Annotated in this window: 12 protein-coding genes; 8 read left to right on the forward strand and 4 right to left on the reverse strand. The window is 46.5% G+C overall.

The genetic code is table 11. From position 1 onward, the window contains the following. Positions 1-2: 2 nt before the first annotated feature. Together Q1Q15_RS03680 and Q1Q15_RS03685 are read left to right on the forward strand one after the other, a co-directional pair. Positions 3-2,360, forward strand: a complete 2,358-nt coding sequence (locus Q1Q15_RS03680; RefSeq protein ID WP_300456802.1) for an SNF2-related protein — start codon at positions 3-5, stop codon at positions 2,358-2,360. Beyond that, positions 2,350-3,438, forward strand: a complete 1,089-nt coding sequence (locus tag Q1Q15_RS03685) for a hypothetical protein (RefSeq protein ID WP_300456804.1) — start codon at positions 2,350-2,352, stop codon at positions 3,436-3,438. Before Q1Q15_RS03680 ends, Q1Q15_RS03685 begins: the two co-directional genes overlap by 11 nt. Before the next feature lie 38 nt (positions 3,439-3,476). Here Q1Q15_RS03685 and Q1Q15_RS03690 read toward each other — a convergent pair whose 3' ends face one another. The 3 genes from Q1Q15_RS03690 to yqeC are packed head-to-tail and all read right to left on the reverse strand — an operon-like array spanning position 3,477 to position 5,943. Continuing rightward, on the reverse strand, positions 3,477-4,079 hold the full coding sequence (locus Q1Q15_RS03690; protein ID WP_300456806.1) for a nucleotidyltransferase family protein: 603 nt from the start codon (positions 4,077-4,079) through the stop codon (positions 3,477-3,479). Beyond that, the gene (locus tag Q1Q15_RS03695) at positions 4,076-5,140 is read right to left on the reverse strand and encodes an XdhC family aldehyde oxidoreductase maturation factor (RefSeq protein ID WP_300456808.1); all 1,065 of its coding nucleotides are present in this window, start codon (positions 5,138-5,140) and stop codon (positions 4,076-4,078) included. Before Q1Q15_RS03695 ends, Q1Q15_RS03690 begins: the two co-directional genes overlap by 4 nt. Continuing rightward, a complete protein-coding gene (gene yqeC / locus Q1Q15_RS03700) occupies positions 5,140-5,943 on the reverse strand; it encodes a selenium cofactor biosynthesis protein YqeC (protein WP_300456810.1) in 804 nt (267 codons plus the stop codon). Before yqeC ends, Q1Q15_RS03695 begins: the two co-directional genes overlap by 1 nt. Before the next feature lie 256 nt (positions 5,944-6,199). On the opposite strand from yqeC, the gene Q1Q15_RS03705 reads away from it, so the two are divergent. From Q1Q15_RS03705 to Q1Q15_RS03715, 3 genes are read left to right on the forward strand one after another with little or no spacing between them, the layout of a single operon-like run. Next, complete coding sequence (locus Q1Q15_RS03705; protein ID WP_300456812.1) at positions 6,200-6,649, forward strand: DUF2231 domain-containing protein; 450 nt, start codon at positions 6,200-6,202, stop codon at positions 6,647-6,649. Between the two features lie 36 nt (positions 6,650-6,685). Next, a complete protein-coding gene (locus Q1Q15_RS03710; RefSeq protein ID WP_300456813.1) occupies positions 6,686-7,528 on the forward strand; it encodes a sugar phosphate isomerase/epimerase family protein in 843 nt (280 codons plus the stop codon). Between the two features lie 12 nt (positions 7,529-7,540). Beyond that, entirely contained in the window at positions 7,541-8,743 is a 1,203-nt protein-coding gene (locus Q1Q15_RS03715) for a 3-dehydroquinate synthase (RefSeq protein WP_300456815.1), read from the forward strand. On the opposite strand, the gene ubiG is transcribed toward Q1Q15_RS03715, so the two are convergent. Further along, complete coding sequence (gene ubiG / locus Q1Q15_RS03720; protein ID WP_300456817.1) at positions 8,730-9,437, reverse strand: bifunctional 2-polyprenyl-6-hydroxyphenol methylase/3-demethylubiquinol 3-O-methyltransferase UbiG; 708 nt, start codon at positions 9,435-9,437, stop codon at positions 8,730-8,732. The two genes, Q1Q15_RS03715 and ubiG, sit on opposite strands and share 14 nt — an antisense overlap. A gap of 280 nt (positions 9,438-9,717) precedes the next feature. Here ubiG and Q1Q15_RS03725 point away from each other — a divergent pair, with 280 nt between their 5' ends. From Q1Q15_RS03725 to Q1Q15_RS03735, 3 genes are all read left to right on the forward strand, one after another. Continuing rightward, positions 9,718-10,653 carry a UbiA family prenyltransferase gene (locus tag Q1Q15_RS03725; RefSeq protein WP_300456819.1) on the forward strand — a complete coding sequence of 312 codons (936 nt, stop codon included), beginning with the start codon at positions 9,718-9,720 and terminating at the stop codon, positions 10,651-10,653. Between the two features lie 260 nt (positions 10,654-10,913). Further along, a complete protein-coding gene (locus tag Q1Q15_RS03730; RefSeq protein WP_300456821.1) occupies positions 10,914-11,315 on the forward strand; it encodes an ACT domain-containing protein in 402 nt (133 codons plus the stop codon). A 58-nt stretch (positions 11,316-11,373) separates the two neighbouring features. Next, a complete protein-coding gene (locus Q1Q15_RS03735; protein ID WP_300456823.1) occupies positions 11,374-12,417 on the forward strand; it encodes an XdhC family aldehyde oxidoreductase maturation factor in 1,044 nt (347 codons plus the stop codon). Positions 12,418-12,458 lie beyond the last annotated feature (41 nt).

Consider the following 12,458-nt stretch of genomic DNA (forward strand, 5'->3'; position numbering starts at 1 on the left):
GTTTGGCAAAATCTACAGTTGATAAAAAAAAGCAAAAGCGCAAAGCAAAGCAGAAACAGGTTAAAACCCTCAACGTCCAAAAGACCACCAGGGAAAAGGGGTGGCTTTTTCTCGAAGATGCCCGTTATTTTTGTGATACCGGTGATATGGACAGGGCTGTCAAATTCATTAAGCGAGCAAGCAGTGCCCTGCCCAGGGAAGAGCAGGTGTTTCATCTCATGGGATATATCGGGTCCTGCACAGGGAACACCGCCCTGGAACTTGACGCCTTCTCCGGCTTGGACCGGATTGGAAAAATAACCGATGAGATGCAAATTGATCGGCTTTTCAAGCTTTTTCCCCTGGAAAGATACAAGGAATGCTGTGAACAGGCAGAACAGGTGCTTGAAACGTTTCCCCAGCTCAGGATAAGAAACAAAAAGAAAATCAAGGCAAAAATACAGGCGCTAAGAGAATCCTGCCGGGTGTTGATTGCCCATGAAGAAATGATCAAAAACAAAAAAACAAAGGCCGTTGTTTCCAAGCCACCGCATCAGCGAACACAGAAATTAGAAAAAACCCGTCCTTTAAAAAAAAGGGACAGGAAAGATAAACCCGAAATTCCTGCTGAATCTCACCAATCTGTTGTTCCCGATGTTCCCATCACCTGGAAAATAGAGGATCATTGTTTCTTTCAGGCATTGTCAGACCCTTTACCGGCAGGCCCTGAAACGTATGAAATGGCCCTGCAAAGCCATGGCATCCGATTTGTCGAGTCGTTTGAAACCCTCATCTGTCTTTCTTCTCTAACTGCGGTAAAATCCTATTGGTACCAGGAGGAGACGGCTAAAAAAGTATTGAAGCAGTTCCGGGGAAGGGCCCTGCTATCGGACGAAGTGGGTCTTGGTAAAACCATTGAAGCATTGATGATACTTGCGGAATATATTAAGCGGGGCATGGTGAAGACCTGTCTTATTCTTACGCCCAATCCACTTGTGAGCCAATGGCAGCAGGAGATGAAATCAAAGTTCCATATGGATGTTTCCTCAACAGATGATCCGGAATTTAAATCAGGTTCCCAAAATTTCTGGAAAGCCCCCTTTATCATTGCCTCCATTAATCAGGCCAAATCAAAAAAGAATGTGGATCTGATTACTGCCCGGGAGTATGATCTGATCATTGTGGACGAGGCCCATCATTTAAAGAATCGGTCAACCCTGAACTGGAAACTGGTTAATTCCCTGAAAAAAAGGTTTATTCTCCTGTTAACGGCCACGCCGGTGGAAAACAACCTCATGGAGCTTTATAATCTCATTACCCTGCTTAAACCCGGTCAGCTTGAAACGGCAACCGCGTTCAGGGAAAAATTCATGAAGCGGGGAGACCCTACAGATCCCAGGAACCGGGTACTTCTCAAGGAATTGCTCGGCCAGGTCATGATCCGTAACACCCGGGCAGTGGCGGGGATTAACATCCCGCCAAGATTTGCCCAGACCATCCGTATTGCGCCCACAAAAACGGAAAAAGAATTTTATGCAAGACTGGAAGATCTGATCATGTCTTTGAACGAAAAAAAGGCGGGGAGGGCAAAATTGATTGTTAAAAACCTGCTGGCCCAGGCAGGGTCGTCACCAAAGGCTGTGGAACTTACCCTGGTCCGGATGCTGGAAAAAGAAGATTATCTGCTGGCGCATGAACAAGAGCTTCGGGCTGTGAAGAATCTGTGCCGAACCCTTTTGGACACCCCCAAGAACAAAGCCCTGTTGAAGATTATCACGGTAGACCGTGAAAAAATAATTGTGTTTGCGAAATATAAGGGAACCATTGAACATCTTGTGGATTTTCTGGACTGGAACGGGATATCCTTTTCTGTTTTCCACGGATCATTGAACAACCAGCAGAAAGATGATGCCATTCAGGCGTTTAAAGACAAGGCCCAGGTTCTTGTGACAACGGAAATCGGAGGGGAGGGACGAAACCTCCAGTTTTGTTCGAGGATGGTCAACTACGACCTGCCCTGGAACCCCATGAAGATAGAACAGCGGATTGGCCGAATTCACAGGATAGGTCAGGAAAAAGAAGTGCAGATTTTCAATTTTTGTGCCACAGGTTCCATAGAGGATTATATCCTTGATATCCTTGACCGTAAGATCAATATGTTTGAGATGGTGATTGGGGAAATAGACATGATCATCGGCCGAATCAGGGGTGAAGCGGAATTCAGCGACCGGGTCCTGGATATCTGGATGAATTCAACGACAGAACAGGATCGCAAAAAATCTTTTGCCAACCTTGGGGCAAGTTTGAAGCGGGCCAAAACAGGGTATGACAAAACCCGGGAACTGGATGAGAAACTTTTTGGAGACGGTTATGAACTCTGAACCGTTAGTTACCGGAAAAAATATAGATCTTACACAATTTGTATGTCGTTTTCTAAGGGACAGGGGGGCTGTCCTGGAAACTGCGGGGGAGATGATCAATATCCTTTTGCCAAAAGACCTTTCCCAGGCCCTGGATGTGGAAGAATTAATTTCAGTGGCAAAGGATACGGACGCAGTAAGCACTTTTGGAGGGCACAAACTGTATTCCATAGCGCTTCAAAGCATTCTCCTTGAAAGGATTACATCCCTGGCGGCGTCAACCTTCCCTGTTCTTCAGACGGAGTTGAAATTTCATTACATCAAATCCCAGGGATTTGATACTCTGATTAAAGAACAATTTGGATTTCATGGCATTAAAATAAAGATCAAGGGCACAGCTGAAACCATGACCCGGTATGTTCTTTTGACCTGTCGATTCCTTGCCCAGAGTGACGAACAGAAACAAGGACTGCTGGATTTTTCCTTTAATCTTGACACCGGGGCCAGTGTTCCGGAAATGTCCCGGATGATGCCCTATGCAGAAAAGCAGTACCAGACAAAAAATGCCCAGGCCTTTACAAAAAAAGACATCAGACATATCCATGAATGGGTCAGTTTCCATGGCCCTGGTGCCGTGGAACCCGATCTTCTGGACTTTGTCCGGAGCATGAATCGTCGATTAAAAAGAGACGCTTTAAGCCTTGAAGCATATTACCGGGCCCTGGAAGAAGAGATGAGAGAAAGTCTTTCAAGAACCGGGATTTCGGATAAACTGATCCGGGAACGGCAGGAAAAGATTGATCTGATTCCGGAAGAGCTTGCCGTGAAAAAAAAAGATTTATTGAAAAAATACAGCATTAGAATCGGCTTTTTTCCTGTTGCCGCCATGCGTGTAACAACCCCCTGCATCACTGTCTTTGTCACGCTGATGTCGGGTCGTCAAAAAACAGATATCAGCCTGCACTATAATCCTGTGACAAAGAAGATGGACCCCATGGTCTGCCCATCCTGTGGTAAAAGTATGTACTCGCTGGGCCTGTGCAGGCACCTGCACCCGAACTGTAACACCTGCCTTGAGGTGGGGTGTAACTGTTGCTGACGTCGTGGGTATGATTCATGCCTTCCGCCAGGGGGATTTTATCTGTTGGAGATCAGGCGTTCATAATCCGCCATGGTGTCCACATCAACCAGGATGGCATCATCTTGAAACAGCACCTTTCGTATGGATGTTTTGAACGCTTCAAAAAGGACCCTGGCGCCGGTATCAGCGGATAAGGATGCCAGGTGAGAAAACAAAGGTCTGGCAATAATGACCGGATTGCCCCGAATGCCATTGCAGTAGGGGATGACAATCGGGGCCACAGATGTTTCAAAGGCATCCACCAGCCGGTTGATGATGGTGGCGGTGACAAGAGGCTGATCCCCCAGAAGGAACATGGCGGCATCACAAACAGGGGAGACGATTTCAAGTCCTTTGATAAGGGAGGTGCTCTGTCCTTTTGCGTAGGCTGTGTTCCGGATGACCCTTGTGCCGGACAGATCAAGGGTTTGGCATATCTTATCTGCATCATGTCCCAAAACAACAATGATGTCATGTAACCGGGACGCTTTTGCATGTTGAATCACCTGGCCCAGAAGGGTTGTCTTTCCAAACGGCAGCAGCTGTTTGGTTCTTCCCATTCGGGATCCTGATCCGGCAGCAAGGATGATGCCGGCAATTTTTTTTGGGGCCGCAGTCATGAAATCAGGTTTTTGGTCTTTTTGACCGGTGCCCGTTTTTTAATGAGTTCTCCCACAATACTGACGGCTATCTCTTCAGGGGTTTCAGCATTGATTTCAAGGCCGACGGGCGAATATACCTTTTCAAGGTCGTCTTTGGAAAAGCCTTCATCCATAAGGGCCCGGTAGATGAGGTTTCTTTTTCTTGTACTGCCGATCATGCCGATATAGGCAGCCGGGGTAGAAAGCGCCTGCTGCAGGACAATCTTATCATGAATATGGCCCCGGGTGATGATCAGGATATATGAATTCGGGAAAATTTTCAATTGTTCAAAGGCGTGTTCAAGATCCGTGACAAGGATTTCATCCGCATCCGGGAACCTTTCCCGGTTGGCAAACTCGGACCTGTCGTCAATGATGGTGATACTGAACCCCACCATTTTTGCCAGTTGTGCCACAAACAATGAGACATGACCTGCTCCGAACAGGAAGACCCGGGGCTGGAGGCTGATTTTTTCCACAAACAGAGCCGCGCTTTTGTCACCAAAATCGATCAGATCATAGGGACTGTTCTTGTTAAGATCCACTTCCTTTGGATTAAAACCGGGAATGGTGCCAAGGGCGCGCCCATTCTCTTTTAAAAACACCCTTGCTTCAGTATCCATGGCAGGTATACCGTCTTCAATCCGGGTCACCAGTATTCCCGGGCGTTTGTCCAAAATGTGTTGTTTTATGGTCTTATACATGGATACCATGGCGGTATTTTCCGGAAAAAGAGGTTCCAGAAAAAGGTCCACATCTCCACCGCAGATCATGCCGGCACCGGCCAGGTCCTCACTGGTCAGACGGAACCGATAAATGAAGGATTCTTGTTGTTTTAAAAGTGCCATGGCCTGCTGTTGAACCTTGTATTCCAGAAGACCGCCCCCCACCGTTCCGATGAGGTTACCCTCTTGTGTGATGATGCACATGGATCCCACATCCCTGGGAGTTGATCCTGACCGTCGAATGGTTCTTGCAAGGACAATTTTTTTTCCTGATAAAAGCAGATCATACGCCTCAATATATAGGTTTTTCCCCATTAATCCGTGTTCCTTTTTTGTTTGTTTTGATGAAGGGTTAAACAGTTTTTTACCGGTATTTTATCCTTTAGGGCACCTGTAATGACTTTATTAAGATTTGATTTTTGCTGCAAAAGTGTTCCGATTTTCAGACCGGACCGTATTCTTTCCCGGGTGTCTGCTTTGTTTAAAAAGACAAGGGTCTTCAACGGATGACCCAAAGCGCCGGCTTTTTTTATCTCAATGGCAATGGCAGTTGCGATGGCATGTTCATCAATGATGTCTCCCAGGCCAACCCCGGTGTTTTGTGAGAACAGGTCTGCCCTGTGAACATGGGTGTCATCAAGGGGAAGACCGACGGCATCAAGCCCGGTGACAAGAACCAGATGGCTTGTGACCTCGGGAACCACGGGCTCATGTGAATTCGTCGCTTTAAGGGGTTTTCGTTTGGCACCGTCCGCCTCCACAATGATCCAGTCAAAAAGGGCGGTCCGCCATAATTGATCAATTGTATCCCGATTAAATCCGTTCAATTTTTTCAAGACCGGGTCATAGCCATGCCCTGCTGAAAAATGGGGATAACGGGTAAGACAGGCGGTTGATTTTGTCACCAGTTCTTCAATAGAGCCGGCAAGAATCGTCTCGGGTGACTGGTCCGGGGCCGGCATGAGGATTTTGGTGGTGGTGGTGGTCAAAACGGTGTTGCCTGAATTCGCGAGTTCCTTTGCCAGCCGGAACATTAAACTGGTCTTTCCGCCGGCACCAATAATGCTGATAACACCCTTACCGGTTAACCCTAAATTGTCAATTAATGAAGGTTTCATTTGAATGAAATAGCCGTACTCCTTAAATGAATTATTCAGTGTATCTGAAGGTATTATAGTCATGTTAACCTGTGTTGGATTATTTCACAATTTTTTAATAATTCAAGCATTAAAATCTTTAAAGGACGATCACCAATGGCGTATCGTGCGGCATTTTTTGTTTAAAAAGGTTAATTTTCTTGACTTGTTTCACCCTTAACCGTATTTATTGGGGAAAAAATCATCAAGACATTAAAATCAAATCAAAGGTGATCACATGACAGAAATTATTTTTGAGTTTCTAAACAAAATTGGCTTCACGCATCCCTTGCATCCTGCGTTTACTCATATCCCCATGGGAATGGTCATTGGGGCGGTTACGTTCCGCCTGGTATCTTTTTTGCCCAAATTAAAAGGACTCGCCAGAACAGGATATCATTGTATTATTTTAGGGCTTTTGGGCATGTTCCCTACGGCCTATGCCGGTTACCTGGACTGGCAGCATACGTATGAGGGTGTCTGGGGTGGATTGATTATCATAAAAATAGCTCTGGCGGTTGCTCTGACGGTTATTCTGGCAGCAATAGCCATCATGGATGATCCTGAAAATCGAAGATTTGATAAAAAGACATTTTTTTATGTTTTGACCTTCCTTTTGGTGATCGGATTGGGATTTTCAGGTGGTGAACTTACCCAAAAGCTTTTGCATGCTGCTGTGAACGGATAAAACAGCATCGTAAAATAAAAAAAGGATGTCTGATTGATGGTGTTTTCTTACAGTACCAATGCGTTTGTTAAATACACCCTTTCCCAGGCGGTGGAACTGGTGGCCCAGACAGGGTTCAGGGGAGTGGAAATTATGTGTGACAGACCGCATCTGTATCCCCCTGATGCGGATTCTCAAGTGCTTGAAACGTTCAGACAACGGCTTGAAACGCTGAAGTTGACCATTACGAATCTCAATTGTTTCACGCTTTTTGCCGTGGGCAATACCTGGCTTCCGTCCTGGATAGAGCCGGATGAATCAAGGCGGCAGGAAAGGATTGACCATACATTGAACTGTCTGGAGATAGCTCACGTTTTAGGCAGCCCGTGTATTTCAGTCCCGCCGGGCGGGCCGCCGGTTGCAATGGATCGAAAGGCATCATTGACGCTATTCCGACAGGGACTTGAACACGTCCTCCCCAAAGCCGAGGCCCTGGGGGTCTCTATCTTGATTGAGCCGGAACCCGATCTTTTAATAGAAAACAGCCGACAGATGAATTCGTTTATCCGGGAAATGGCATCCCCTCACCTGGGGGTTAATTTTGATGTAGGGCATTTCTTCTGTGTGGGCGAGGCTCCGGAAGAGGCCCTTGACTGCCTGTTTGAAAAAATTGGTCATATCCACATTGAAGATATTGCATCAACAAGAGTGCATCACCATCTCATACCGGGCCTCGGTGCCATAGACTATGATGCGTTTTTTAAACGGCTTGGGCAACTTGAATATCAAAAAGATATTTGTCTTGAACTTTACACCTATACGGAAAGTCCTTGTGAAGCAGGCCTGAAAAGTATTGAAACCCTGAAACCTGTGATGGAAAAATATGGTTTTTCTGTTTAAACGATGAATAACATGATGCGTTCTCTGACAGATAATTACACCCAGAAAATAATTCCACTGGAATTTGATCAGTCGTATGGCTACCCGGTCTGTTTTACCCATGATGTGTTCAGCATCGACAACCCTATCCTGTTAAACGTGATGGGTAAAACAAACCGTGGCGAGGCAAAAAAAACAGTGGTGTTCGTGGATCAAGGGGTTGTCAGTGAAACTCCCCGGCTCCTAAAGGAAATTGTCCTGTGGTTTGAACACCACCAGGATTATTTTTGTCTGGCGTGCGATCCAGTGGTGTTTCCCGGCGGTGAAAGCGTAAAAAATTCCTGGGACCATGTGCACCGGGCAACACGGGTTATGGACGATTCAGAACTGGACAGACATGGCATGGTTGTTGCCGTGGGCGGCGGGGCATTGCTTGATATGGTCGGGTTTGCCGCTGCCATATTCCACAGGGGCATACAGCTGATCCGGATCCCCACGACAACCCTGGCGCAGAATGATGCCGGCATTGGCGTTAAGAACGGGATAAATCAGTATGGCCGAAAAAATTGTCTTGGCACATTTTATCTGCCGACAGCTGTGATCAATGACGCTGGTTTTTTAAAAACCCTGCCCTTTGACCACTTCATCGGGGGGGTGGCAGAAGCGTTTAAAATTGCTTTGATACGGGATGGTTCCTTTTTTTCCTTTCTTGAAAACAACAGCGCTTTATTGAAACAAAGAGATCAAACGGCCATCGAAGAGTCCATTGAGAGATGTGCCCAGCTTCACCTCGACCATATCTCCCACAGCGGCGATGCATTTGAAACCGGCTCTTCAAGACCGCTTGATTATGGTCACTGGTCAGCCCATAAGATTGAAATGCTGTCCGGGTTCACCATGGGCCATGGCCAGGCAGTTTCCATTGGAATTGCCCTGGATTCTTTTTATGCATGGCAGTGCTGCCTGATTTCCCGAATCGAACTGGACCGTATTATTACAGCGATGATGAACTGCGGTCTTCCGGTCTGGAGTCACTATCTTGAAATCAAGGACAGTGGGGGCCGGCTGGAAATAGAAAATGGGCTTGAAGAGTTCCGGCAGCATCTGGGGGGCAGGTTGACCTTTACCATGCCCCATGGCATCGGGCATACCTGTGAACGCCATGAAATGGACTTTGATATTGTCCGGGAAGGCCTTATTTTCCTCAAAAAGATCCCAGGGGTCAAACAGACGTGAAGCTTGCCATATAGTTGACCATGGCGTTTTTACAAAAATAGTATGTCCGGGTAACCGGGTTGTATGAAAACCCGGTCATATCAACTCTTTTCAATCCTGCTGCTGAACATGCCCGGTTCAGTTCATCCGGCTTGATCAATGATCGATAGTCATGGGTCCCTCGGGGCAGAAATCCCAGGATATATTCTGCACCGACAATGGCCAGCAAAAAGGACAGCAGGTTGCGGTTAATGGTGGCAAAAATGATAATTCCTCCGGGATTCAGAACCGGTTTGCACGCCCGGATGACCGATTCATAGCTGGGCACATGTTCAAGCAGTTCCATGCAGAGAATCACATCAAAACCGGCAGGGATGAACTGGGTAACATGCTCAATGTCCGTGTTGATATACCGGATGTCAAGATTTGATTTTTCCGCGTGGGTCCGGGCAATGGCCGTCATATGGTCTGATGCGTCAATCCCGACGGTGACAGCACCCTGCCGGGCAATGCTTTCGGTAAGTATCCCGCCTCCGCAGCCCACATCCAGCACCCGTTTTCCCTTAAGAGGGGTTTCCTTGAGGATGTAAGCAAGCCTTAAGGGATTGATATCATGAAGGGATTTCATCCTGCCGGTCTCATCCCACCAGTCTGTTGAAAACCGGTTGAATTTTTCAATTTCTTTCGAAGAGATATTGTGTTTAATCTGTTGCATTGATAATCCCTGTCCATTGCCTTATTTCAGGCGATTTGCTGAATAATTTCTTGAAGTTTCCATTTGATCGGTTTATAGTTTTTTCCATGATTGATAATTGTACTGTATTCATCGGTTCCTTGATATAGATAATATATATTCTTTGTTTTTACTAAAAGATCCGGTTATCTACAACAATAATGTTAAGGATTTAAGGCAGAAGGCTGCGGCTGCTCGACAGGATGCAGACCTGGCCTTAAGACGGTGACTGATGCTCTGTTTTTCTTTTGGGGGGTGACGATTGAAATATGTAATGTCCATTTATGACACAGTGGTTCCAGAGAAACTCCAATTCTTTTTTGCACTTTCAAGGACCCATCATGGCGTACTCGACATGATGGCACCGGTATTTGCCGCATTGGTTTATCTTGGGCGGTTTCCGGATCAGGGGATCGTTATGGCAGGGGTTATAACGGTTTTTGCCGGGTATACGGCTGTATATGCGCTGAATGATATTGCCGGCTATACAGATGATAAAAAAAATATTCGACAAACCGTGAAAAGAGGCACCGACCTGGATTCGATTCTTATCCGGCATCCCCTTGCCCAGGGCGTTATCAGCCTGAAATCCGCTGTTTTATGGGCGGGTTTCTGGTCGGTTGTGGCTTTACTAGGGGCATATTATCTCAATCCTGCCTGTGTCCTGGTCTTTCTATGCGGCGCCCTGCTGGAAATCGTTTACTGCTTTCTGTTGAAAATCAGTTATCTCAGGGTCATCATCAACGGATTTGTAAAAGCTGCAGGTCCTGTTGCAGCCGTTTTTGCCGTGGACAGGACCCCCGATGTCCTGTTTTTGTCTCTGGTATTTGTTTTCTTTTTCCTATGGGAGGCCGGAGGACAGAATATTCCAAATGATTATACAGATATAGAGGAAGATCGCCAGTTAAATGCCAAAACACTTCCGCTGGTGCTCGGTCGAGACATTGCCTGTTCCCTGATCATGGTCTCCCTTGTGGCCGCTTGTTCAATCATGGCCGTCCTGTTGGCTATATCACCGGTTGATTTTGGTTGGGTGTCATATCTGCTTTTTGTGGCAGGCTCTCTTTTCCTGTTGATCCTGCCCGCGCACAGGCTTCGAAAAACCGGTGTAAATCAAGCCGCAATGGTCCTTTTCAACAAGGCAAGTTATTACCCGTTTTTTCTTTTGTGTGTGGTGCTGGTGAATTTGTTTTTATAAATACGTCAACGATCAATAAAAAAGACTTTGATTGAATCCGTGCGTTAAAACATGAAAGTTATGAGAGGTGAGTCATGAGTATTGAGGGAGCATAACTTCTCACTACTCAAAACTCATAACGCACTACTTTCATATAAATCTACATGTCGGCCTGCCGACACAACGAATAACGAAAACGGTATTATGGCGCCCCCGACGCGCCGATCCGATCGCCCGTCGGGGGATCTGCTGTTGCATTTTTATATAAAAAAAGAAAACTGATGACTGGTATTCTGGAAATTCAAGTATTATTAAAAAAAATGAGGCCTGTTCTTGATAGGACAGAGTATGTTTTTTCCACCAAAAAATGTTTTCAGATGGATGAAGAAATTATTGTTTTAAATCCCATAGCGACATTTCTGGAGTCAGAAGGAATGACGATTGTCGTGTCCAAAACCAAAGCAGATAGACATGAGATTTCTTACGATACAATATTTAACAAAATCACACTTGAAGTGCACTCGAGTCTGGCGGCGGTTGGGCTTACGGCTGCCGTATCGACCGCTCTGGCATCTCGTAATATATCAGCAAATGTAGTCGCAGGTTATTACCACGACCATATTTTTATCCCAAAAGATAAAGCGGATATCGCTTTGGAAACACTTGAGGGGCTCACAGAATAATGTTATGAACTATAATTTTTTTCAAAGCCCATAAAACAAAGGATTAAGAGAGAACCAGATGCTTAAAAACAGTGAAGTGCTGTATGACAGTTTAAAACAGGGCAAAGCCGTGGTCATGGCCACCATACTTAGCAAACAGGGATCTGCCCCCAGATCTGCCGGAACCAAAATGATCGTCCATGCAGAGGGTGATATCAGTGGCACCATTGGTGGGGGGTGGGTGGAAGCCCAGGTGCAAAAACAAGCCACAGACCTGTTTGAACGCAAGGAAGGTGCCCTTATCCGGGAATTCACCCTGGATTCCAATAGATATGCGGACATGGACATGGTCTGCGGCGGCAATGTCACCCTGCTCATTGAGTACCTGCCTGCAAATAATGACAATATCAAGGTTTTTTCAAAGCTCCTGGAGATCCTCTCCAACAATCAGAACGGTTTTATGGTCAGCAGGCTCCAAAGGGACAAGCGTGGTAATTATACACTGGAGCGCTCTATTATTTCAGACCGGCAGCAGACCGGGGTGTTTCCTCTGGGCGAACAGACAGTGGGCCAGCTGTCAAAGCAGGCAGAACTCATGCGCTCTCCTGGTCTGATCACCATTGATGACGGGACATTTTTTGTGGAACCTGCCCGATTCAATGGGGTTCTTTATCTCCTGGGGGCAGGACATCTTGCCGTGGAAACTGCAAAACTTGCCCTTCATACAGGATTTAAAACCGTGGTCATGGATGACCGTGGTACCTTTGCCAATGAGGAGCGGTTCCCCGGATCCAGGGTGCATGTGGTGGAAGGCTTTGAACATTGTTTTGCGCCATTCTCCATTGGTCATGGCTCGTATATTGTCATCATGACCCGGGGACATCTCTATGATCAAATTCTGCTGGAGCAGGCCCTTCATACCCCTGCCACCTATATCGGCATGATCGGCAGCCGGTCCAAGAGAAAAATTATTTACGATTATCTCCTCTCCCAGGGTGTTTCCCAGGAACAGCTTGACCGGGTTCACGCCCCCATTGGACTTTCCATTGGCGCCCAGACCCCGGAAGAGATAGCGGTGAGCATTGTTGCCGAACTTATTCAGGTGAGGTTCCAGACCATATGAAGATCGCGGCATTTATTCTTTCTAACCTTACGCCGCCTGCA

Origin of the sequence: Desulfobacula sp. (assembly GCF_030145145.1) — a bacterium.
Classification (GTDB): domain Bacteria; phylum Desulfobacterota; class Desulfobacteria; order Desulfobacterales; family Desulfobacteraceae; genus Desulfobacula.

What these genes read in the sequence shown, in the direction of transcription:
- Q1Q15_RS03685 (WP_300456804.1), top strand. Translation starts at nt 2,350, where the DNA reads ATGAACTCTGAACCGTTAGTTACCGGAAAAAATATAGATCTTACACAA.
- Q1Q15_RS03690 (WP_300456806.1), bottom strand. Translation starts at nt 4,079, where the DNA reads ATGACTGCGGCCCCAAAAAAAATTGCCGGCATCATCCTTGCTGCCGGA.
- Q1Q15_RS03695 (WP_300456808.1), bottom strand. Translation starts at nt 5,140, where the DNA reads ATGGGGAAAAACCTATATATTGAGGCGTATGATCTGCTTTTATCAGGA.
- yqeC (WP_300456810.1), bottom strand. Translation starts at nt 5,943, where the DNA reads ATGAAACCTTCATTAATTGACAATTTAGGGTTAACCGGTAAGGGTGTT.
- Q1Q15_RS03705 (WP_300456812.1), top strand. Translation starts at nt 6,200, where the DNA reads ATGACAGAAATTATTTTTGAGTTTCTAAACAAAATTGGCTTCACGCAT.
- Q1Q15_RS03710 (WP_300456813.1), top strand. Translation starts at nt 6,686, where the DNA reads ATGGTGTTTTCTTACAGTACCAATGCGTTTGTTAAATACACCCTTTCC.
- Q1Q15_RS03715 (WP_300456815.1), top strand. Translation starts at nt 7,541, where the DNA reads ATGATGCGTTCTCTGACAGATAATTACACCCAGAAAATAATTCCACTG.
- ubiG (WP_300456817.1), bottom strand. Translation starts at nt 9,437, where the DNA reads ATGCAACAGATTAAACACAATATCTCTTCGAAAGAAATTGAAAAATTC.
- Q1Q15_RS03730 (WP_300456821.1), top strand. Translation starts at nt 10,914, where the DNA reads ATGACTGGTATTCTGGAAATTCAAGTATTATTAAAAAAAATGAGGCCT.
- Q1Q15_RS03735 (WP_300456823.1), top strand. Translation starts at nt 11,374, where the DNA reads ATGCTTAAAAACAGTGAAGTGCTGTATGACAGTTTAAAACAGGGCAAA.